18 protein-coding genes are annotated in these 19946 nt (G+C 70.1%); 15 read left to right on the forward strand and 3 right to left on the reverse strand.

Annotated elements, in window-relative coordinates; translation table 11 throughout:
- The 10 genes from ABCR94_RS38730 to ABCR94_RS38775 form a co-directional block, all read left to right on the forward strand.
- Positions 1-371, forward strand: a 371-nt coding sequence (locus tag ABCR94_RS38730; RefSeq protein ID WP_347126136.1) for a DUF6415 family natural product biosynthesis protein, incomplete at its 5' end; no start/stop codon positions are given.
- Between the two features lie 113 nt (positions 372-484).
- The gene (locus ABCR94_RS38735; protein WP_347125950.1) at positions 485-886 is read left to right on the forward strand and encodes a hypothetical protein; all 402 of its coding nucleotides are present in this window, start codon (positions 485-487) and stop codon (positions 884-886) included.
- Complete coding sequence (locus ABCR94_RS38740) at positions 883-1587, forward strand: DUF6875 domain-containing protein (RefSeq protein WP_347125952.1); 705 nt, start codon at positions 883-885, stop codon at positions 1585-1587. Before ABCR94_RS38735 ends, ABCR94_RS38740 begins: the two co-directional genes overlap by 4 nt.
- Positions 1503-2387 (forward strand): protein kinase domain-containing protein, encoded by an 885-nt coding sequence (locus tag ABCR94_RS38745; protein ID WP_347125954.1) that lies wholly within the window; start codon positions 1503-1505, stop codon positions 2385-2387. Before ABCR94_RS38740 ends, ABCR94_RS38745 begins: the two co-directional genes overlap by 85 nt.
- Positions 2381-2869, forward strand: a complete 489-nt coding sequence (locus tag ABCR94_RS38750) for a GNAT family N-acetyltransferase (RefSeq protein WP_347125956.1) — start codon at positions 2381-2383, stop codon at positions 2867-2869. The genes ABCR94_RS38745 and ABCR94_RS38750 overlap by 7 nt, the downstream gene beginning before the upstream one ends.
- A 209-nt stretch (positions 2870-3078) precedes the next feature.
- On the forward strand, positions 3079-3624 hold the full coding sequence (locus ABCR94_RS38755) for a hypothetical protein (RefSeq protein WP_347125958.1): 546 nt from the start codon (positions 3079-3081) through the stop codon (positions 3622-3624).
- Positions 3621-4583, forward strand: coding sequence for a hypothetical protein (locus tag ABCR94_RS38760; protein ID WP_347125960.1), 963 nt, complete (start codon positions 3621-3623; stop codon positions 4581-4583). The genes ABCR94_RS38755 and ABCR94_RS38760 overlap by 4 nt, the downstream gene beginning before the upstream one ends.
- A gap of 373 nt (positions 4584-4956) precedes the next feature.
- Positions 4957-5817, forward strand: a complete 861-nt coding sequence (locus ABCR94_RS38765) for a hypothetical protein (protein WP_347125961.1) — start codon at positions 4957-4959, stop codon at positions 5815-5817.
- 207 nt (positions 5818-6024) lie between these two features.
- Positions 6025-6924: a hypothetical protein gene (locus tag ABCR94_RS38770; RefSeq protein ID WP_347126137.1), complete on the forward strand. Its 900-nt coding sequence runs from the start codon at positions 6025-6027 to the stop codon at positions 6922-6924.
- 2 nt (positions 6925-6926) lie between these two features.
- On the forward strand, positions 6927-7361 hold the full coding sequence (locus ABCR94_RS38775; RefSeq protein ID WP_347126138.1) for a hypothetical protein: 435 nt from the start codon (positions 6927-6929) through the stop codon (positions 7359-7361).
- A gap of 264 nt (positions 7362-7625) precedes the next feature.
- On the opposite strand, the gene ABCR94_RS38780 is transcribed toward ABCR94_RS38775, so the two are convergent.
- Both ABCR94_RS38780 and ABCR94_RS38785 read right to left on the reverse strand, forming a co-directional pair.
- The gene (locus tag ABCR94_RS38780; RefSeq protein WP_347126139.1) at positions 7626-10295 is read right to left on the reverse strand and encodes a DEAD/DEAH box helicase; all 2670 of its coding nucleotides are present in this window, start codon (positions 10293-10295) and stop codon (positions 7626-7628) included.
- A complete protein-coding gene (locus tag ABCR94_RS38785; RefSeq protein ID WP_347126140.1) occupies positions 10292-11830 on the reverse strand; it encodes a hypothetical protein in 1539 nt (512 codons plus the stop codon). Before ABCR94_RS38785 ends, ABCR94_RS38780 begins: the two co-directional genes overlap by 4 nt.
- Positions 11831-12208: 378 nt before the next feature.
- Here ABCR94_RS38785 and ABCR94_RS38790 point away from each other — a divergent pair, with 378 nt between their 5' ends.
- From ABCR94_RS38790 to ABCR94_RS38810, 5 genes are all read left to right on the forward strand, one after another.
- Positions 12209-13873: a transposase gene (locus ABCR94_RS38790; protein WP_521978796.1), complete on the forward strand. Its 1665-nt coding sequence runs from the start codon at positions 12209-12211 to the stop codon at positions 13871-13873.
- A complete protein-coding gene (locus ABCR94_RS38795) occupies positions 13870-14634 on the forward strand; it encodes an AAA family ATPase (RefSeq protein WP_347126123.1) in 765 nt (254 codons plus the stop codon). Before ABCR94_RS38790 ends, ABCR94_RS38795 begins: the two co-directional genes overlap by 4 nt.
- Positions 14634-15521, forward strand: a complete 888-nt coding sequence (locus tag ABCR94_RS38800) for an AAA family ATPase (RefSeq protein WP_347126122.1) — start codon at positions 14634-14636, stop codon at positions 15519-15521. Before ABCR94_RS38795 ends, ABCR94_RS38800 begins: the two co-directional genes overlap by 1 nt.
- Positions 15522-15560: 39 nt before the next feature.
- A complete protein-coding gene (locus ABCR94_RS38805) occupies positions 15561-16739 on the forward strand; it encodes a hypothetical protein (RefSeq protein ID WP_347126121.1) in 1179 nt (392 codons plus the stop codon).
- A 738-nt stretch (positions 16740-17477) separates the two neighbouring features.
- Positions 17478-18419, forward strand: coding sequence for a hypothetical protein (locus ABCR94_RS38810; protein ID WP_347126120.1), 942 nt, complete (start codon positions 17478-17480; stop codon positions 18417-18419).
- Positions 18420-18632: 213 nt separating this feature from the next.
- Here the strand turns inward: ABCR94_RS38810 and ABCR94_RS38815 are convergent.
- A partial coding sequence (locus ABCR94_RS38815) for an efflux RND transporter periplasmic adaptor subunit (protein ID WP_347126141.1) occupies positions 18633-19946 on the reverse strand: 1314 nt, incomplete at its 5' end.

Genomic DNA, 19946 nt, shown 5'->3' on the forward strand with positions numbered 1-19946 from the left:
ACCCCGAAGGACGCCTCGAAGCGGAACTTCCCCTCGACCGGGAGCTCCACAAGGCTCTGGTCAAAGCCGTACTGGGATGGACCGCCGTCCCCGGCCTGCCGCCTGCGGACCTCCACCAGATCGCGCTGCTGCTCACCGGCGTCACCCGCGCCGTCGCCGCCGACGTCCGCCGCGCCGCGGACCTGCTGCCCGAAGACCACGCCGCCCGCGCCCTCGCCGACGTTGTCCTCGGGGAAGCCGACCGACGCCTGTCCGTTCCACCGGAGGGCACCGTGCGCTGTGCCCAGGGCCACGCCCGGCTCGTACGCGCGCTGTACGAGCGCCTGGACCGCCTCGTCAGCGCCGCCCCCGAGCCAGCCAAGGCCCCCTGAGACCGCCGCGCACCCGGGCGCGACCAACGACCCCGGGTGCGCGGCACACCGGCACCACACCCCCGGCCAACCGGACCGGGCGACCACCACTCGACACCGAGAGGGGCACCACCATGAGCACCGCAACCACCGAGCTGCGCCGGTTCCTGACCATCACCGGCCAGCGCTTCAAGAACGGCCAGAGCGCACCCGAGATGTTCTCCCCGGCCGTGGACAAGGCGTGGCACGAACAGCTCGGCACCCCCGCCTACGAGGCCCTGTGCCAGGAGAGCGCCGGCCAGCCGATCGGCCACACCGCCAACAACGGCCACGGCCCGATCGCCTGGGTGAGCGCCTACGAGGAGGCGTACGGACCGCTGCCGGAGATCTGGTTCACCGACGCCGACGGCCGCGTGGACCAGGACGCGCTCGCCCACTACCAGGCCACCGGCACCGTGGTCGCCGAATGGGACTGCTCCCCGACCGGCGGTGACGACGACGTCGCCCCCGACCAGCCGGAGACCAGCCGCAGGTGACCACCGCCCGGATCACGCCAGCGCCCCGGCCCACCGCCGGGGCGCTGCGCCTCGTGGAGGCCAGTACCGCCCGGCCACGGTCCGTGGACGTCAGCGACTACGTGCGGCAGATGACCGCCCACTGCCCTTACCTGGCCCCCTCGCTCGAACGGGACCTGACGACCTGGACCGTCTACCGCGCCGACAGCGGCGCCGACGCCGACGCGGTCCAGGCCGAGCTGTTCCACGCGGGCGTCCAGGCCGCGGAATGGCTGCGGCCTCTGATGAACCGGCCGCACGGCCTGCTGCGGTGCGAGAACATCGTCCTGACGGGCGACGTGCCCCACGCCAGCCACCGCGAGCTGATGGCCTGGCCGCACTGGGCGCTGAAGAACCTGTACGGGCCCTGCGGGGTCATGTTCGGCAAGTTCTACGCAGGCGAAGAAGAAGTCACCGAGGCGGGGATGCGAATCCCGGGCGCCCCCGCATCGTTCCTCCCCGTGAGAGCCGCAGTACGCCGCCGCGACCCGCGCTTCCTGCACGCGACCCCCGACCTGGCCTCCGCGCTCGCCGCGGCCGACGACGACGGCCGCGACGTGTTCGAGCACAGCCCCACCCAGTGGAAGGAGATCCGCACATGGGCCAGACAGTTCCTCCCCCCGGTGAAGCCGTCGACGTCCTCACCGCACACATCGGCGAGCCCACCTCGATCCAACTGCTGAGCGACCGGCGCGGCTCACGGGCCTGGAAGCTCCAAGGGCCCCGGGGAGCAGTCGCACTGAAGGCCAACGACCCCGACAGCGACAACGCCCACGACAAGGCCACCGAGATGGCCCAGGAGGACGACCACCTTCTCCGCCTCACCGCAGCCGGCGCCCTGGTCCCCGACTACCGCCTCGACGCCGGCGTCTTCGGCGGCGGCCGGTGGCTGGCCGTGAAATGGATCGACGGCGCACCCCTGTGGCGCGCCCTCGCCCTGGCCCGCGGCCCCGAAGGAGACCGTGCCTCGGTCCGCCCCTGGCTCCTGGGCATCGCCCGCACCTGGGCGGAGCACCTCGCCCGCATGCACACCGCCGGCTGGACCCACGCCGACGTCCAGCCCACCAACACCCTCGTCACCGGCGACGGCCGCGCCGCCGTCATCGACTACGCCCTCGCCTGCGGCCCCAACAGCCTGCCGCGCCTGCCGTACCGCGGCGCACTCACCCACACCACCGCCCCCGAGATCGCCGCCGTGATCCTCACCACCCCCGCCGACATCCACGTCCAGGCGCAGCCGGCCGCCGACATCTGGAGCCTGGGCGCCTCCCTGTTCTGGTCCTGGACCGGCCACCGCCCTGTCGCCTACGACGACGCCACCGACCGGCTGGAGAAGCTCTCCGCCATCGCCAAGGGCACCACCACCGCCCTGCCCGACGTCCGGCCGTGGCCGTTCGCCGCGTTCGAGGACGCCATCACCGCCTGCCTGGCACCCGACCCTGCCGCCCGGCCCACCGCGAAGGAGCTGACCACCGCATGGTGACCCTGCGCGCCCTGGCCCCCGACGACGCACCCGACCTCGCCCGCATCTACAGCGGTGCCTCCATCCGGCACACCACCGGCAAAGCCCTCACCCTCGATCAAGCCCGCGAGAAGATCCGGGCAGCCCTCGCCCGAAGCGCAGAGAACCCGCGCGCCCAGTGGTCCTGGGGCATCCTCGCCGCCGACCAGATGATCGGCCTGATCGCCCTGCGGCGACGATCCCCGTCCATGGGCACCATCAGCTACATCCTCCGCGAGGACACCTGGGGCCACGGCTACGCCACCCAAGCCGCCCACCAGGTCGTCACCGTCGCCTTCACCACCGCCGCACTGAACCGGCTGGAGGCCATGCACCACCCCGACAACCCCGCCTCCGGCCGCGTCCTGATGAAGGCCGGGTTCACCCACATCGGGACGTCGGACCGGCAGGCCGACGGCGGAACAACCGTGCCGTACCAGGTGTACGCCCTGCAGAACTCATAACGACTGCCTCTGCCAAGCCACGGAGACAACGTGACGCCCCTGGGCAGGCACCGATGCACTTGATCGGCATGGTTTCGGCCACGGCATGTGATTGCCCGGCGGGGCCGGGATCGCTGTGGGTACGGTCGATCGGTTTGACGGCTGGCGGTGGCAGTCGGCGGGGAAGTGTCCGGTCGGGGTGTCGTCGCATTGCGGGTGGGGGTGGTTCGGTGGGCAGCACCGAGCAGCAGATCGAGGAGCAGTTGGCGCAGCTTCAGCAGAAGGTCGGCGTTCGCCATGCGGAGGTGCTCAAGCACGATGTCGGTGACGACCAGTTCGCGGTGGAGTACGCCCGGCTGGTGAACGTCACCGGCAGGCTGGTGGAGTTCGAGAAGACGATTCCCGAGCGTCTGGCGGAGCCCGAGCGCAGGCGCAGTGAGCGCATCGTGACGTGGTCCTGGCGCGGCCAGGCGGTCGTCGGCGCCGTGCTGATCGCGCTCGTCTTCGTCCTCGACCGTTCGGCCTGGTGGCTGGTCCTGCTGGTCCCGCACTTCGCGGGCACGGTGGCCGGCTGCTTCCAGAAGGTCGATGCCGAACAGCACCGGGACCGCCGCTTCGGAGCCGTCGGACTGCACGTGGTCGGGCTCCTGATGGCGCTCATCAGCCTGAGTGTGATCAGCCGGTGGTTCATCTTCGCCGCCGCCCTGGGCTGGATGCTTGTCGCCGGGTCCTCCATGGACAGCACGGGCGCCGACCCGAAGGGGGCGCGGCGGTGAGCGACGACCACGGCTACCAGGTCCGCCGTCTGGAGAACCGGACCGGCGGGATGGAGCACGAGCTGAGCTCCCTGCGTACGAAGCTGGGGGAGGTTGAAGACCTCGACTACGAGCTGCGCGACATCCGCAGCAGCATCAGCAGCCTCGAGGACGACCTCAGCACCGTCCGCAACGAGCTGACCGAGCTGGACGACGACGTACGCGGCGACATCCAGGACACCGATCAGGCTCTCAAGCGGCTGACCGGCCGCGTCCAGGTCCTCGAAGCCCACCTGCTCGCCGCGGGCGGTGCCCCGCTCGCCGACCTCGACACCACCGACCCGGAGTGGAAGAAGCTGGCCAGGACCGCCAACCACGGCTGGCACGTACGCTCCGGCCTGCTCCCCGGGCACCAGCGCGAGGCCCACCGCCTCAACATCCGCCACTACGAAGGAGCGGTCGAAGAGCGCAACGAGCACCGCGACAAGGTGGTGGAGGCCGCCGGCATCCTGGCCAGTCAGCCGCGCACGTCCCGCGAGTTCAAACAGGCCGCCATGGACTTCGGCATGTCCCGCACCCTTGCTGAGAGCCACGGTCAGCGGGCCCAGAAGCTGGCCGGCCCCGCCCAGACCGCACAGGCCGCACTGGCCCAGGACGACTCCCTGAGGCAGGCGAAGGCATCCCTGATCGAGCAGGGCGACAAGGCGGAGCGGAAACTGAACTGGCTGCTGCGCGGCCGCCTGGCCGACGCGATCCGCGACCGCGCCCTGCTGCCCATGTGGTTCGTGACCGTGCTCGGTCCCGTCCCGCCGGCGTACAAGACGCAGGAGTGGATGGACCTCGCCACCCAGGTCCTGTCCTACCGGGTCACCTACGAGATCACCGACCAGGCCGTCGCGCTCGGACCGGCGCCCGACGCGTATGTGCCGCGCCGCACCGAGTGGCACCGCGACCTCGCCAAAGACCTACGCCGCTGGTAGCCCGCGTGGGCCCGACGGCTGACGCCGGGGGGCGCCTGGCAGGGCGCCTACCAGGACGCTCGGCAGGGCGTTCACCAAGGCGTCAGCCGGGGCGCATCACAGGGCGCCTCACGTCTATACGGTGACCGGACAACGTCGCAGGTCAGACCATGTGGTCAAGGGGCTGCGACCGCGCCGACTACTTCACTGAGGGACCCTTTCCAGACCTGGTGAAGCATCGACGACCTATCCAACCCCCTCCAGAGGCGGACCGCCCCGCCGACAAGCTGCAGGCGTCTCCTGGACGGCGACACTTCTTTCCACGCGATAGCCGTCCGAGTGCCAGGGGCCGGCGGCGGTGCGATGGGTACAAGCGATGGGTACAAGTACCGGTATGACGCGTCAGCGGATCCGGTGGCCGGTCGTCGTGGACCGGGCCCGGGAGATCGTGGAGAGCTACGCGGGCGGCGTCACGCTGCGCCAGGTCATGTACAAGCTCGCCTCCGCGGGCGTGCTGCCGCACACGCCGTCGATGTACCGGCACCTGTCCTCCCACCTCGCCCAGGCCCGCCGCGAGGGCCGCTTCCCCGACCTCATCGACACCCTGCGCGAAGTCCACGTACCCCCGGCCTGGCCGGACGCGGGCACGTTCCTGCGCGAGAGCCCCGACTGGTTCGGCCTGGACCTCACCCATGGCCAGTCCCGTGCCGTGTACGTCGCCGCTGAAAAGGACACCCTCCGGCAGCAGCTGACCGGATGGCTCTCCCACGCGGGCATCCCGGTCCTGGTGGTCCGCGGCTTCGGCTCCCAGTCCTATGTCGACGTCGTCCGCGCTCGCGTCGCCGCCGACTCGAGGGAAGCGGTGCTCCTGACGGTCGGTGATTTTGATTGCTCGGGCGAGGATCTCGAACGGGACTTCGTGGCGCGCACCGCCTGTTGGAGCCACACCGAGCGGGTGCTGCTCACCTACGACCAGGTCGTGCACGACTACGAGCTGCCCGCGACCGAGGGCAAGCGCGGCGATCCCCGGTGGCCGGCCTTCGCGCGCCGCTACGGCTTCGACATCGAGCACCCGGTGCAGTGGGAAGTCGAAGCGTTGGAGCCCGCCGAACTCCAGCGCCTGGTCCTGGCCGCCGTCGACCCGTACATCGACCGCCAGATCCTCGCCCAGCAGACCGCCCGGCAGGAAGAACAGCGCCGCGCCCTGGCCTCCTTCGTCCGAGGTTGGGGCGCGGCGGGCGAGACGTCGTCCTGACGGCGCTCCTTGAACATGAGCAAGACGAACGCCGCCGTCTCCTGGAGAGCCCCGGATACGACCCGGACGCCGACTAAGCCGGTGCGCCGGGTTCAGCCGGCCCTGCGCGTCGCTCGTCCGGGCCGGGTACCGCCGAACGTTCCCGCCCGCCCGGTGGGCCTTGATGTACTGGACTGTCGGAACAGGGCGAAGCAGGGGAGCGGGACGTTGGCCGGGTACAGCAGGGGTCACACCACCGAGTCGGGCGGCATGCGCGTGACGGACTGGACTGACTTCGAATGGGTGGTGTGGCGGCTCGAGGTTCAAGACCCTCAAAGGCTCGTGGGCGGGGAGCCGGACCTGGAGGAGCGCACCCAGGAGGCGATGACGGAGCTGGCCGCCTCGCTGGGCTGCGTGTACGACTCCTGCGTCGACTACGACTCCTACGACGATGAGACGCCGTACTACGCCTGGTGGGTCCGCCTGCCCCAAGCCGAGCATGCCCGCCTCGACAAGGACGGCCTGCCGCTGGCCATTGCCCCGCTGCGCCAGTACCTGACCACCCAGCTTCCCGACGGATTGGCGTGGGAGATCGCCCCGGACCGCGAGTTGACGTACGACCACGCCGGCAGCGTGGCCATGCGGACCGCCTACGACGATCTGATCGCCCCGTTCGAGCGCGCCCTGATCCCGCTGCGCCAGGACGGGGCCGATGCTCTGGAGCCGCGGGCGAAGGTCCGGAAATGGGAGAAGGACCTCTTGGCCGGCACGTTCGACCTGTGGCTGTGCAACGACCCGGACCGGCCGCACACCTGGATCGTCGTCACCGTCGGACTGTGGACCGAACCGCAGCTCTTCGACGAAGAGCCCGCAGCCGGCCTCGGTCACTTCGACTTCACCCCGCACCACCCGCTGCTCTTCCTGCCCCGCCCGCCCGGCCCGGCGACCTTCACCGCCCGCGCGCAGTCCGGCCCGTTCCCCGGCAAGAGCACCTCCAGGACGAAGGCCGCCGACGCCATCGGGACAGCGCACCAGTGGACCGCCAACGACCCCGACGTCCTGGCCGAGCGGGTCGCCCGCGACCTCAAGCTGCTGTGGCCGCACCTCACCGGCCCGGACAGGGCCTGACGATGGCCTCATACGCGAAGGACCCGCGCTGCACCGCCATGGCCGAAGCCCTCGTGCCCCTGCTGGCCCGCAACTGCCCTGAGGGCGCCGGCGGCTACGGCGGCTCCTACCAGGTGAACCTCGATGACGAGGAAGCCGTCGGGCTGGGCGGGGTAGAGCTGATCCGTGCGGCGATGCGCAAGGCGGCCCGGCAGCTTGGATGGAAGGCCACCACGATCGGGATGATCGGGACCCGGCACGGGACCATGATCGTCATCTCGGACACCCGCGAGGTGCCCGAGGAACACAGCACCGTGATCAACGACGCCATGAACGACCGGATGCGAGCCGCGCTGCACAAGGTGTGGGGCGAGCCGGGCCCCGCCCCTGTCCAGCGCGGCTCGGCGGCCTTGATGACTCAGGAGTTCCGCGCGGCCGTTGCCACGGGCAGCGCCTGAAGCTGTCCCATCCTGGCACCCGCGCGGCCCTGGCCACAGCCTGCAACAGGATCTCTGCAACACAGGGAACCACAGCACCCGCGTTGCACCCCTGACCTGGGAAAACATCGACCCGAATGGGACGGTGGGGCATGTTGCACGGTGGTGTTGCACGAGACCGCATAGGGCGGCAGACAGCACGAGACCCCGGGAATCAGCCATGACATCCCGGGGTCTGTGTGCACTTCACTTGACCGTCAGTTCAACGACCAGCCGCATCCTGTGTCACGCCCAGTCCACGCCCATTTCCCTTAGCGCGTCCAGCTGCTCCTGGGCGAGCTTGTCCCGCCTCGACTTGGTGTTCGAGACCCACACGCCCAGCTTCACGATCACCGGCTCTGCTTCGCCGTCGACCGCGATCGGTTCGCCGTGACCGCGCGGCACCGGCCGGTCCGCGCCTTCCCGCTCTACCCACTGCGCGAGGGCCGCCACGCCCCGCTGGAACGCCTGCTGCGCCTTGTTCGGGCCCTTCACCGCACGCGGGGCCGCCAGGGCGGCAGGCGCTGCCTGGGCGGGCTGCACTCCCAGCGTGGTCAGCTGCTCCTGCTGCTCGGGCAGGAGCTGCGCCCAGGTGACCGGATTCTGCTGCTGCTGGAGCCACTTGCCCACGTCGTCGCCCTCGAAGATGACGCCGGGTGCGATGTAGGGCAGGACGCCGTCGGTGTCGACCAGGTCCGCGAGGACGCGGTAGTGCCGCTGCCAGTCCAGCGGCCACGGGCAGTCCCAGTCCTTATCGACTGCGGCCAGCTGCTGCGCGCGCTCCGCCGCCCGGTCCGCGTCCTTGCCCAGACCGCCCTTGCGCCGGAGGTTGGCGAGGTGCTGCCCGATGGGCACCATCGCCTCGCCTTCGCCCCATACGGCGTCCTGGCGGGGTGCGAGGTGTCCGGTGGCCCGGCGGTAGGAGCGGAGGGCGGCGAGCTTGTTCTCCCACGCTTCCTCGCCCGGCTCCCAGACCATCCCGGCCTCCGGCGCGTCCAGCAGGGTCTTGCGCCGCTCTTCCAGCTCACCCGCCCGCAGCGCCTTCCGCTGCATGTGGACCCAGCGGCCAAGCGGAAATGCCTTCGTGACTCCCACCTCGACCTCGACGTCGTAGGAAACGGCGTGCACGCCGGTGATCTCGTTCTCCTTCCGCCACCGGATGAGGGCCTGGTAGCCCTCCAGCCACACCAGCGACTCAGGCCGGTAGACCCGCGTCCGCAGGAACGCCGCGATCGTCGCCGCGTCGCGAGGGCTGGAGAAGTGGAGCAGGGCGGCTTCGGCGGCGGCCTGCGTGTCGTCGTCCTGCTCCTGGTCCTCGCCGTCACCCCCGCCGCCCGCCCCGACGATCTGGCCGTCCTCGTCACGCCGGACGTGGACCTTGCGCTTGCCGCTGGTGAGCGCGCGGGAAGCGAGCTGCTCAACAAGTCGCTCATCATGCGAGCGGAGGCCCTGGAGGACCGCTACAAGGGGGCGGAACGAGGCGGAGGCGACCATGTCGTTCGGGTCCTCGTTGGCCTCCAGGAAGACCGGCACGATGATGCGCGCGATCTTCGTGCTGCCGTCTTTGTTGAGGCGCAGCGCGCGGCCGATGTTCTGCACGATTTCGACCTGGGAGCCGCGGGTGTCGGCGAAGCAGATCGCCTCGACTCCCCGCTCGCCGGTGATGTCCACGCCTTCCCCGAGCACGCGAACGCTGGCGAGGAAGGCGCGGTGGACCCGGCGTCCGGCCGCGTCGATGCCGTTGGCGAACTGGCGCAGCGCCTCGCGCCGCTCGGAGACGAGGTGGTCGCCGCACAGCCACGCCGACCACACGCGGTCCGGGGGCACGTGGCGGCCTGCCTCGAGTTCGTAGAACTCCGCGTCGATCGACGACGCCGGGAGCTTGTCCGCCTTGGCCAGGTCCTCATCGGAGGCGTCGTTGAGGTACAGCGCGGCGGCCGTCTCGGGGAGCTTGTCCGCGAACGCGCGGGCCTCCTCCACCTTCTGGTGGAACGTCATGACGGTGCGGAGGTTGTACGCGGCGGTGTGCTCCAGGAGCGCCGTCTGCAGGAGCGCCAGGCGCCGGCCGCGCCGGGCTTCCTCCGACTCCCCGAGGACGGGGGAGGGGTCCCGGATCTCCAGGACGTCGATCTCGAATCCGGCGAGAATTTCGCGCTCGATCGCCTCGCTCAGACCGAGCTCCGCGAGCCAGGCGCCGTAGGTGCCGTCCGGGTCGTCGGCCATGGTCGCGAGCTCTGCCTCCTGGCCGTTCGCGCCCTTCTGCGGCCGGGCCGCGGCGAGGATGCGGGGGGTGGCCGTGAGGTAGAGCCGGAAGTCGGCGGGGATGCGGGCGTTGTCGTGGATCGCGGCCCATGGACGGCCAAGATCACCGGCGGTTCCGTGTGCCTCATCCACGATGGCGAGGTCGAAGCCCGCCATGCGCTGTCCGTACAGGCGCTCTCCGCCCGCCAGAGCGGTCTCCAGTGGCCCGCGCACCTTGCGCTGGCCCACGGGTGCGTCGATGTCCTCGCGGTCCACCAGGGAGGCGTAGGTGGCGAACACGATCACGGGCCCGTGCCCGGCCCACAGGGCGAGCTGGATCGGGTTGGTGGTGGTGCGCACCCCCAGCGAGTTGAGCACCGCGTCGTTCTCCAGCGAGCACACCGCGACCATCGGCGCGGTGTGGCCCACCAGGCGCCACGCCTGGGTGGTCTGGGCGAGCAGGTCCAGGGTCGGGACGGTCACAAGGATCCGGCCGCCGGGGAAGCACTCCAGTGCGGAGGCGGCAGCCATGATCGTTTTACCGGAGCCGGTTGCTGACACGATCGTTCCCCGGGCACCCTGAGGGGGCACGGATGACCTTGCAGGAAATCCGACCCACTTACGGAAACTCGACTTCTGGTCGATCTGGTGTTTCTTGAGCGGAATCCTGCTCATCGTCCATCACTCTCGCTCGTGCCGTACAGCCAGGCTTCCTGGAGCCTTTCGAGTGGGGTGTCCGATTCGCATTCCCTGCTCCAGACCCCCGTGAGCCACATCGGGGCGTTGTCGATCCGCTCGCACAGCACGAACGACTCGGGCGTCTCAACCAGGTGGTAGACGCCCTGCGGGAAGACGCCGACGGGCCCGTAGATGCGCCACAGCTTCTCCAGTCGCGCCCGGTTGTCGACCAGGTACGCCTCCAGGACTTGCGGGTACGCCTTCCGGTCCGCCAGGCGTACGGTCCGCAGCGCCAGACCCACCATTTCGCGGGAGAGTTCCTTGTCCCACTGGGCGGCGCTGGTGCCGGTCACGGCCGCGTAGTGCGGCTCGCACACGGCCAGGACCTGCTCGATCAACTCCGGGGCCGCCTCGCTTCCCTCCTCCTGGCCGTCGTCGTCGCGAGCGTGGTCGGCGCTGTGCCGGCCTTCGAGCAGGGGCCAGGACGGGGCGGCTTCCACCAGGTCCAGTTCGTGGTGGGTGAGGTGTTGCAGGAGCAGGCGGGACAGGGCGCGGGAGGGGTCGCTGGTGTGCATCTGGTCGTCGTCGGGGTCGCTGCCGCTGGGGAAGCCGAACTGCCCGGCGAAGACGATGGCGCGGGTGAAGAAGTCGCACAGGACGCCGAACATCTCCGGGTGGGGCATCCCGGTGATGTCCTGGCTGGTCTCGGTGCGCGCGGCGTTCATGACCACGTCGACGAACGTGCGGCGGGCGGCCTCCTGGCGCAGGACCTCACCGGCCGGTCCTTCCTCGGTCACCTCCACCACGCGGTACAGGCCCTGCTCGCCGTACAGGCCGCCGGGCCGCTCGTTCTCCCGGCGGACCTTGGCCAGGGCCTCTTCCGCAGATCTCGCGTAGGTGTGGTTGGTCAGGGTGGCCGCGCCCGGGTGGGCCTCATCGGTCCGCATGGCCAGGACCCGGTAGCGGGTCAGCCCGGCAGGCTCCCCGCTCTCCTCGGAAAGGCCGGCGCCCGGCTCCGCCGCCATGGCCTGTCCGCCGTCCAGCTGCTCCTGCCACCGCAGGAAGGTCTCCGCTTCCTCTTCCGCTGCCTGGTAGGCGGCGTCGTACTTGTCATCGCCGTACAGGGCCGCCGACTCGGTCCACGACTCCAGCAGCCCGGCGTGCTCCCAACGCTCCTCAGAAGCCGGGAGCTGCCCGTGCCTGCCGTCCATCAGCGCAGGCAGGACACCACTGACGGCGGAAGGAGCGGCCAGAGCCGGAACAGGCAGCGCCAGGGTGTTCTCCAGCCCGTACTCGTCCAACACGCTGTACGTCCAGCGTCCGTACAGCGAGGACCACGTCAGCGTGAGCCCCTCGGGCCACTCCTGCGCGTTCACCCGCGGCATGCCCACGGCCCACTTCCACGAAGCAACGCAGGAACCGGGGTGCTCGTCATCACGGGCCACCGAATAGGCGGCCTCCGGGAAACCCGCCCGAATGAATTCCTGCTCCACGGCGCGCACATAGCGCTTCCAGATAGGGAAGAGGTCCACTAGTCCATTCCTGCCTTCCGGGAAAGAAAACTGATTCTCGACCACGCGTGCGAATCTGAGTGAGAGTGTCACTGGTGGTGGGGTGGGTGTCGCTGGGTGGTTGTGTGGGTCTGGCCTGGGGTGTTGTTCGAGGTGGTGTCATCGGTATGACGTGGTGTTGGTGACAGTGGGATGCAGGGGTGCTGGTCAGGTTGGTGCAGATTCCTGAGCGGCGGGGCAGTGTAGCGGCCGGGTCTTGTGCCGGACGGGTTTTTCCCTGAACTCTGCTTTATCGCTTGGTGGTTGGCGGATTGTGCCTCGTGGGAAGGGGTACGGGTCGTCGGTGCCAGGGAGTAGGGCATGGCCGGGACGGAATTGGTCAGCGTTGATCTTGGGGGCATGGAGGCCGCCTCGCTGGTGCCCAGGTTGCTGGGGCGTGAGCAGGCGGTGGCGAGGCTGCTGGCGTTGGACGGGCGCGGGGAGTTGACCACAGGGCATGCGCGGCTGGTCGCCAAGTCGGTGGGGGTGTCGCTGCGGACGGTATGGCGCTGGCTGGACGATGGCCGCCAAGGGCGCATGGAGCCGGCCGGGCGGGAGCGGTTCCACCTCACGGACGAGTTGCATGGGCGGCTTGCAGCATGGTGCGGGAACGCGGCCGCGCTGCACCGGGATCTGGTCGCTGAGGCGGCTGTGGCCCGCGCCGAGGGCGGGGACGTGCCCGGTACACCGTCGTTGGCGACACTGCACCGGGCGATCCGCCTCGATCTCAACGCGGGGCAGCGTGCGGCTCTTGCCGGTGGGGAGCGTGCCCGGCGGCGTCATGATGTGCATCTGCGGCGCCCGAGGCTGTGGCGTAATGCCTGCTGGGAGGCGGATCACAAGCATGTCCCGGTCGAGGTAATGCTGGACGGGGAGTTGGTGTTCCCGTGGGTGACGTGGTTCATCGACTGCGCCACGAACGCGGTGCCGGGTGCTGCTGTCACGCCGCACCAGCCCTCGAGGGACGCGATCCTGGCTGCTTTGCGGATCGCGCTCTCGCGGGATGAGAAGCCGACTGGCCCCTACGGGCCGATCGGGGGCCTGCCCTCGCTGGTGCGGATCGACCGCGGCGCCGATTTCCTCTCGGCCACGGTCGCCGAGGCCCTGGGGTACTTCGCGGTGCCCTTGCAGGACCTGCCCGCGTACCGGCCGGACTTGAAGGGTTCGGTGGAGAACCTGAACAGGTGCGCCGAGAGGATGTTCTTCGCCTCCCTGCCCCGCTATACCCACGCTCCCTCGATGCGGGTGCGCCCCGGCGCCCGTAATCCCTTCATCGACGAGACGCCCCCGCTGCCGTTCACCGAGTTCGTCCGCAGGCTCCTTCAATGGGTCACATGGTGGAACACCGAGCACACCTCGCAGGCCCTCGACGGCCTCACGCCGCTTGAGGCGTGGCGGGCCGATCCCACCCCTATCGAGGACGTCCAGCCTCATCTGCTGCACCGGTTCACGCTCGCCGACGACGGCCGCACCCGCACACTCACCGCCAGCGGCGTGCGCTGGAACAACCGCTACTACGTGGGGGAGTGGATGCACGGCGGCGCGGACGCGGGCACGAAGGTGACCATCCGCTACATCCCGCACCACGACCACGAGATCGAGGTGTTCGACGCCGCCTCGGGCAGGTATCTGGGGCCGGCACATCTGGCGGATGCGGCCACCGCCGAACAGCGCAAAGCCCACCGCCGCCGCAAGGACGCCGAGAAGCGGCGCCTTGCCCGAGCCTTGTCTGCCGCCTCCCGGCACACCCGCACCCGCTACGCCGCAGTCACCCACGCCGAACAGCCCGAGCAACTCGGCGCTTTGACCGCGGCCGAGGCCGCTGAGGAGACGGCCAGGACCCGGCTTGGCGACGCGGCCCAGTGGGCACTGCCCGATCTCATCCCGCCTGCTGCGCCCCCGGATCACTGGCGCACTCCGGCCTCGCTGCGCGAAGGGCAGCACCCCCAGAGCCCGCCCGCACCGGCTGACGGAGCCGACGGCCCGGATGCGGGCGAGAGCACAGAGGGAGAGAAGGACCGATGACCGGAACGTTGCCCCCGGCCCAGGGGGACCAGTATCTGTCGCTGCCCGGCGCGCACATCGTGTCCACCGCTGCCCTCGTCCGTGCCCGCCAGAACCTGGCTGACACGATCGGGGCGCGGGCGATGATGTGCGTATACGGGGACGCGGGGTTCGGTAAGACCCTCGCCGTCAATACGTGCCTGCGCGAGCTGGAGCCCGGCGAGGAGGTACGGCGGATCACTTTCCGCGCCCGGCCCACGGCCCGCGCGGTCCGGCACGAGATTTTCGCCGCGCTCGGCCTGAAGGGCGATGCCCCAGGCGCCCCGTCGGAGTTCGACCGGCTCCTCAAAGACGCCCTGGCAACGAAGCCACGGACGCTGGTGGTGGACGAGGCGCAGTGGCTCAACTCCGAGGTGTTCGAGTACTTCCGCTACCTGTGGGACGACTACGGCACTCAGCTGGCCCTGGTGTTCGTCGGCGGCCAGGGCTGCTACACGGTGCTGCGCAAGGAGCCGATGCTCGCCTCCCGCATCTTCATCTGGCAGCGCTTCAAGCCCCTGACCCGCGCCGAGGTACTGGAGGTGATCCCGTTGTTCCACCCGGTGTGGGAGAACGCGAAGGCGGATGACATCGTCTTCGCCGACGAACACGCCGCACACGGCAACTTCCGCAACTGGGCCTGGCTGACCGCGCAGGTCCGGATCGGCTGCGAGCGGCTGCAGCGACAGCGGGTGGACACCGAGGTCCTGCGGTGGGCCTTCAGCCGCCTGGGAGAGAACTGATGGGCCGCACCACCGGCGCGTCCTCGCGCGCCTCACAGGCACCGGCCCGTTCTCTACCGGCCCGCACCCTCAAGGCCCGCCCGTCCGCCGCCCCCACGCCGGCTGTCCGGCGCCGCCCGTCGTATCCGCCACGGCACCACCTGTCCCTGCCCGGCGCGGCCACCGTCCCCGTCCCCGTACTCGAGCACCTGGTCCGCGGCCTGGAGCAGACCGTCAACGAGCGGGCGATCATGTGCCTGTACGGGGATGCCGGATGCGGGAAGACCTTCGCCCTCGACACCGTGCTGGCCTCCGGCGCTGTGCCCGCCCGCCGTGCGCGTCTGATCCGTCTCCTGCCGCGCCCCGCCCCGACCCCGGCGGCCCTGCGCGCTCACCTCGCCGACGCCCTGAACCTCACCGATGTACGGACCGAGGACCCGGGGGTGTTCGATACGGCCCTGCGGAAGGCGTTGGCCGGCCGTGATCACCTACTGGTGGTGGACGAGGCCCAGCGGCTGGACGCCGCGTGTTTCGAGTACCTGCGTTACCTCTTCGACGACGCCGGCACCTGCCTGGCGATCGTCCTGGCCGCCGGCGAGCGGGGCCTGGCGGTGCTGCGCCGCCAGAAGATGCTGGCCTCCCGCACCGCGGTGTGGCTGACGATCCCCGCGCTCACCCCGGAAGAGGTGCGCTGGGTGATCCCGCGCTTCCACCCGTTGTGGGAGACGAGCGACCCCGATGCTGTGGACTTGCTCGATACACGCTTGTGTCACGGCAACTTCCGCCGCTGGGCCCAGGCCACCCACCACACGCTGCGCCTACTGCGCGCCTCGGGCGGCATCGCGGACTACCCGGTGCTGGAGGACCTGCTGGGCGCCCGTCTCCTGCCGCACCAGGACACCCGGTGACCGTCCCGCCGTACCACCAGCCGCGCCGGTGACGCCGCCATGAGCACAAGAATCATTTTCCCGTCCGCTGCGCCTGTCACTGTGCTCTTGGACCCCGCCGACGATGTCGCCGTCACCCGTGCCGCCTTGGCCGCGCACCACCTTCCCGCCGGCCACGTCACCGTGCACCCCGCCCCCGCGGTGCGTAGCCAGACACTCGGCTTCGACATCCTCGCCGCCCTCGGCAAGCCGGCCGAACTGCCGGGGAACTGGGGAAAAGAGGGCCCGCCCGTCTGGAACACCGCTGCTGCCTGGATCCTCGCCCTGCCTGTCGCCCGGCTCCTCGTGCTGCGTGCGCACCTCCTGGACGCCGAATGCTGGTCGCGCCTGCTGGTCCTGCGCAAGCGCACGGGTGTGCACCTGGTCGCCTTCTGCCACACCAGGCGCCCGCCCGCCGTGATGCGGACCGCGCTGCGCCACGTCGAACATCACACCGTATCCACCGGCGATGCGCCGGGTCACCTGCTGGATCCGGCCCCTGAGATCGCCCCGCCGCGACGTAATGGCGAAGGCCGCTGGATCACCGTGCCTGCCCTGGCCTACCTCGCTTTCCACCAGGATCTGCCCACCTGCCGCTGCACCCCCGGCCCTGCCGGCCACCCCTACGTCCCCGAGCGCGCCTACGCCATCGACCAGGTTGTCCACCGCCTGGCCACCCGGACCGCCGTGCCCCAGCTTGCCGCCGCGCTGGCCATCGCGGTCGCCACGGGCGCGTCTGCTTCCCAGCTCTCCACCGTCCACTACAGCCACCTCGACCCCGACGCCACCACCCTCACCCTCCACGACCCATTCCGCACCCGCCGCCACGGCTTCACAGCAGGCTGCGGCACCTACACCGTCCCGCCCTGGGCCAGGCCCTTCCTGCTGGCCGCGGCCAACCTGCTTCACCTCTCCCCACGCGACGGCTCCCTCCTGGCCGGCCCGCAGCACACCCTTCCCGCCCTGACCGCTTTTGCCGAGCACTGCCGCCTGCGCCCGCCCCAACCCACGCCGCCCCGCCGCAAGAAGAAGCACAAGGCAGCCGCACCGCCCCCAGTGCAGTGGTACGACGGCATACTGCCGCCCACCCCACAGCGCCCCACCTATGAATTCGGCACCTACGAGAAGTGGTTGCACGAAGCGGTCCGCCACACCGGTCTGCCGGCCTCCCGGAGAACGTCTCGACGGACTCGCCCATGACCGCCCACCGCACCCACCGCCGGCCGTAGACCACGGACAGACACGCCGTGAAGAAGCCTGTTCCCGGAGACCTCATGCCGGTGCCGTCCCCCAGACCGCTTCCTCCTTACCGATATGCCGATGAGGCATCCCTCGCCATGACCGCCTCTGAGACCCAGGAGACGAGCCAAGGACCAACCCCCATGCCCTGGACATCACGGCCCCGACGGCAGGAAGACTGTTCATGGGCGGGGCTGCGGTCCGCCGTCTCCGAAGAGGCCGGTGAACGAGAACGCCGCGGTGCTCGCCCCACAGGTCGGGCTGTCGCCTGGCTGCGCCTCCGTCGCGGGCCTGGCGATCAGCGCGTCCCAGCATGACGAACATCCGCATTGGCCATCGTCGCTGTGTTCCGTACCGGTCCGCCCTGCTGCTGTTCGCACGTGATCGGCCAGCGCCTCGAAGGCCGCCTTCCACCGATCAGCCGTCGCCTTGAGGCTCGCAGCCTGCCCGCGCGCCGAGCTCGCCTCTCCTGCGCGGCTTGACGCCGTGCCTGGATCATCGGCCAGTTGGGGCCGCCACCGTATCCGTACGACACACGCACTCCCCTCACATCACCTTGTGCCGCCCCTTTCAACGCCGTACCCGCCGCGAGGGCACGTGGAACCATGCCGCGCGGTGGCAGATGTCCGGTTCATACGGTGGACCGATCGACGGGAATCTAGGCTGCCAGGAGGAAGGCAGTACAGGGACGGGGCGGGTATGACGATTACGTACACACGCGGCGACAGCATCCACGAGACGGAGTTCGTGAGCGGGTTCTGCCGCACAACCTTGCCGAGCCTCCTGTCCCGGGCGGGCCTGTCCGACGCCGACGCGGACAGTGTCGTCGTCGACGTCATCCGGCGTGCGCGAATGCTGGCGGCGCTGCCGGGTGAGTACGCGGACGTTTTGGCCACTCCCTTCCTGGAAGAAGTCAGTCAGCACCGCCCCGTGTCGGCGCCGGCGTGGCTGCGAGCCGCCGTGGTCGTCGCCGTCCGAAACAGCACGCTGGAGGAATTCCACGCGCTCGGCGGCCCCATCGGGGCCGCCGACATAGCAGCCATCACCGAAGCTGCCACCAATCCGCTCCGGTCTCTCCTGGAACAGCCCGGCAAGCCGGTCAACTCCAACACCCTGACAGGCCTCGATGTCGCCTACCCGCGCGCGTGGGCGTGCCTGACCGCCTTGTCGAACGTGATGGAATCCCCGTCCGGTGGAGAGGGAAGCTACGCCCTTCCCCAGGCGCCGCAACCCGAACTGCCCGGCGTTAAGGAGATGTTCCACGCGGATCCCAGCAGCGCACGGCCCGTCGGCGAGGGCCAGCCAGTCGTGGCTTCCGGCACCGACCCGCGCTTCGATCAGGCTCTGATCCACCTGCTGCGCTACGTGCAGAGCCAACCCGGCTCCGTCGTTCCGCTCTCCGCCCTGAGCCGCCTGTCACGCAACAGCGGCAAGCAACTGCGCGTCCTGGAATTCCTCCTGGCACACCAGGCCACCATCGTGACGACGAACTACCTCCTGGGACCCGGCATCGTCGGTGTGCGGGCCCGCCCGATGGCCAAGCCCGACTCCTATGACCTGCGGCGCAGCATGAAGCCGACGCGCGGTCTGGGACCCACCCACACCAAGCTGCTGAAATCACTGAAGCGAGACCACTTCTAGAAGCCGCTACCGCACCGGCGGCGTCACCAATTGCCACCTGCGGCACGACGGACCCTTTCCGGCCGGCCGATGGCTGCGGCACCGTTGCCGGAACCGGGATCTGCCGCAGCGCGGCCTTGGACACGCACATCGTCCGTCGGTCAACCCCGCCGCCCAGACGCCATCGGGCAGTACCGCGGCGCCGTCGCCGCGGTACTGCCCGATGCAAGGGGGTCAGTTCTTCCGGGGCGGGGCGTGGTCGAAGAACCGGTGGCCTTCGTTGATCGGGATTTCCCTCACGCCGGGGTAGGGGCGGGGGAGAGGGTCGTTGGTGGCGGCGATGACCTGGCAGGCGTAGCCGTCGGCACAGGGCTCGTCCGCGATGGAGATGAGGGTATCGATCAGACGCAGGCTGGTGTCGTGATCGAGGCCCGTCGCCCCGAGTCCGGCCAGAGGCGAGTCGATGATCATCAGCGGGGGGATCCGGACCGCTGCGTCGATACGGCCGAGGTCGCGCAGGGCAAGCAGCAGAGCGACGTTCGTCGTGACCTTCGGGCTCCCGGCGACGGAACTGTCGTCGAACGTCTTGTCCCTCTCGTCGCGTTCCTTGACGAGAGTGGTGAAGTCCTGCGGATCCACATGCGCGGTCTCGACGGCGGGGTTGATCTGCCGCAGCCGCGTAAGGAAGAAGGCCGACAAACGGCCGGTGACCTCCTTGCGGCGGACCCCGTCAGCGGCCTGAGCGGCATCCCGGGCGCCCCGAGCGGCTTCCATCCGCTCCTTCGCCTCCTTGATCACCCGCTCCTGGGCCCGGATGTAGTCGGCGCGCTCGGTCTGCCGCTTGAGCTGGGCAACATCCCGACTCAGCCCGAAAACCTCCTTCTCCGCCTGCTGCGCGGCGCTACGGGCCCCAGCAACGATCTGCCCCTCGAAGGCGTCCCGGTCCGCGAGGGCGCGCGCCGCAGCCTGCTCGGCCTCCACCGCCACTCGGACGGCAGCGGTCACGACATCTTCCAGCTCGCGTACCTTCAACCGAAGCCGGTCCACCTTCGCGCTCGCCGCAGCGAGGAGCCTGGTACGCCGGTTCTCCCCTGCCGGATGAGGCTGATCGCACTGCGGGCAGCGCCCGGGGAAGCGTTCCGGAAGACGCTGCTCACACAGCGTGCACTCCTTCTGCGACGGCACCAACAAGGCATCACGCACGCCCTCGGCACGCGCCAGGTCCGCCTTCGCGCCGCTCAGCTTCGCCTGTGCGGCATCGGCCTGCTTGGCCGCCTTCCGACGGTGCTGCTCCGCGGCCTTGAACAGCGCCGTGAGACGGCCCAGCTCCCCGAGTGCCTCCGTCAAAGCGGCGGCCGCCTTTTGCCACCGCTGGGAGGCTGCCTCGTGCTCCCGGACCTTCTGCTCGTACTCGGCCCGCGTGGCTTCGGGATCGCTCAGGGCACCTGAGTCACGAAGCTTCTTGAACTGGGAGAGAGTGGTGCGTGCGGTCCGGTAACGCGCCTCTGCCTCGGCAGCGTTCTTCTCCAGCCCTGCGAGGGCCTCGTT

Source organism: Streptomyces changchenzhani, assembly GCF_039766235.1.
Classification (GTDB): Bacteria; Actinomycetota; Actinomycetes; order Streptomycetales; family Streptomycetaceae; genus Streptomyces.

What these genes read in the sequence shown, in the direction of transcription:
- ABCR94_RS38735 (WP_347125950.1), top strand. Translation starts at nt 485, where the DNA reads ATGAGCACCGCAACCACCGAGCTGCGCCGGTTCCTGACCATCACCGGC.
- ABCR94_RS38745 (WP_347125954.1), top strand. Translation starts at nt 1,503, where the DNA reads ATGGGCCAGACAGTTCCTCCCCCCGGTGAAGCCGTCGACGTCCTCACC.
- ABCR94_RS38750 (WP_347125956.1), top strand. Translation starts at nt 2,381, where the DNA reads ATGGTGACCCTGCGCGCCCTGGCCCCCGACGACGCACCCGACCTCGCC.
- ABCR94_RS38765 (WP_347125961.1), top strand. Translation starts at nt 4,957, where the DNA reads ATGACGCGTCAGCGGATCCGGTGGCCGGTCGTCGTGGACCGGGCCCGG.
- ABCR94_RS38775 (WP_347126138.1), top strand. Translation starts at nt 6,927, where the DNA reads ATGGCCTCATACGCGAAGGACCCGCGCTGCACCGCCATGGCCGAAGCC.
- ABCR94_RS38780 (WP_347126139.1), bottom strand. Translation starts at nt 10,295, where the DNA reads ATGAGCAGGATTCCGCTCAAGAAACACCAGATCGACCAGAAGTCGAGT.
- ABCR94_RS38790 (WP_521978796.1), top strand. Translation starts at nt 12,209, where the DNA reads ATGGAGGCCGCCTCGCTGGTGCCCAGGTTGCTGGGGCGTGAGCAGGCG.
- ABCR94_RS38795 (WP_347126123.1), top strand. Translation starts at nt 13,870, where the DNA reads ATGACCGGAACGTTGCCCCCGGCCCAGGGGGACCAGTATCTGTCGCTG.
- ABCR94_RS38800 (WP_347126122.1), top strand. Translation starts at nt 14,634, where the DNA reads ATGGGCCGCACCACCGGCGCGTCCTCGCGCGCCTCACAGGCACCGGCC.
- ABCR94_RS38805 (WP_347126121.1), top strand. Translation starts at nt 15,561, where the DNA reads ATGAGCACAAGAATCATTTTCCCGTCCGCTGCGCCTGTCACTGTGCTC.
- ABCR94_RS38810 (WP_347126120.1), top strand. Translation starts at nt 17,478, where the DNA reads ATGACGATTACGTACACACGCGGCGACAGCATCCACGAGACGGAGTTC.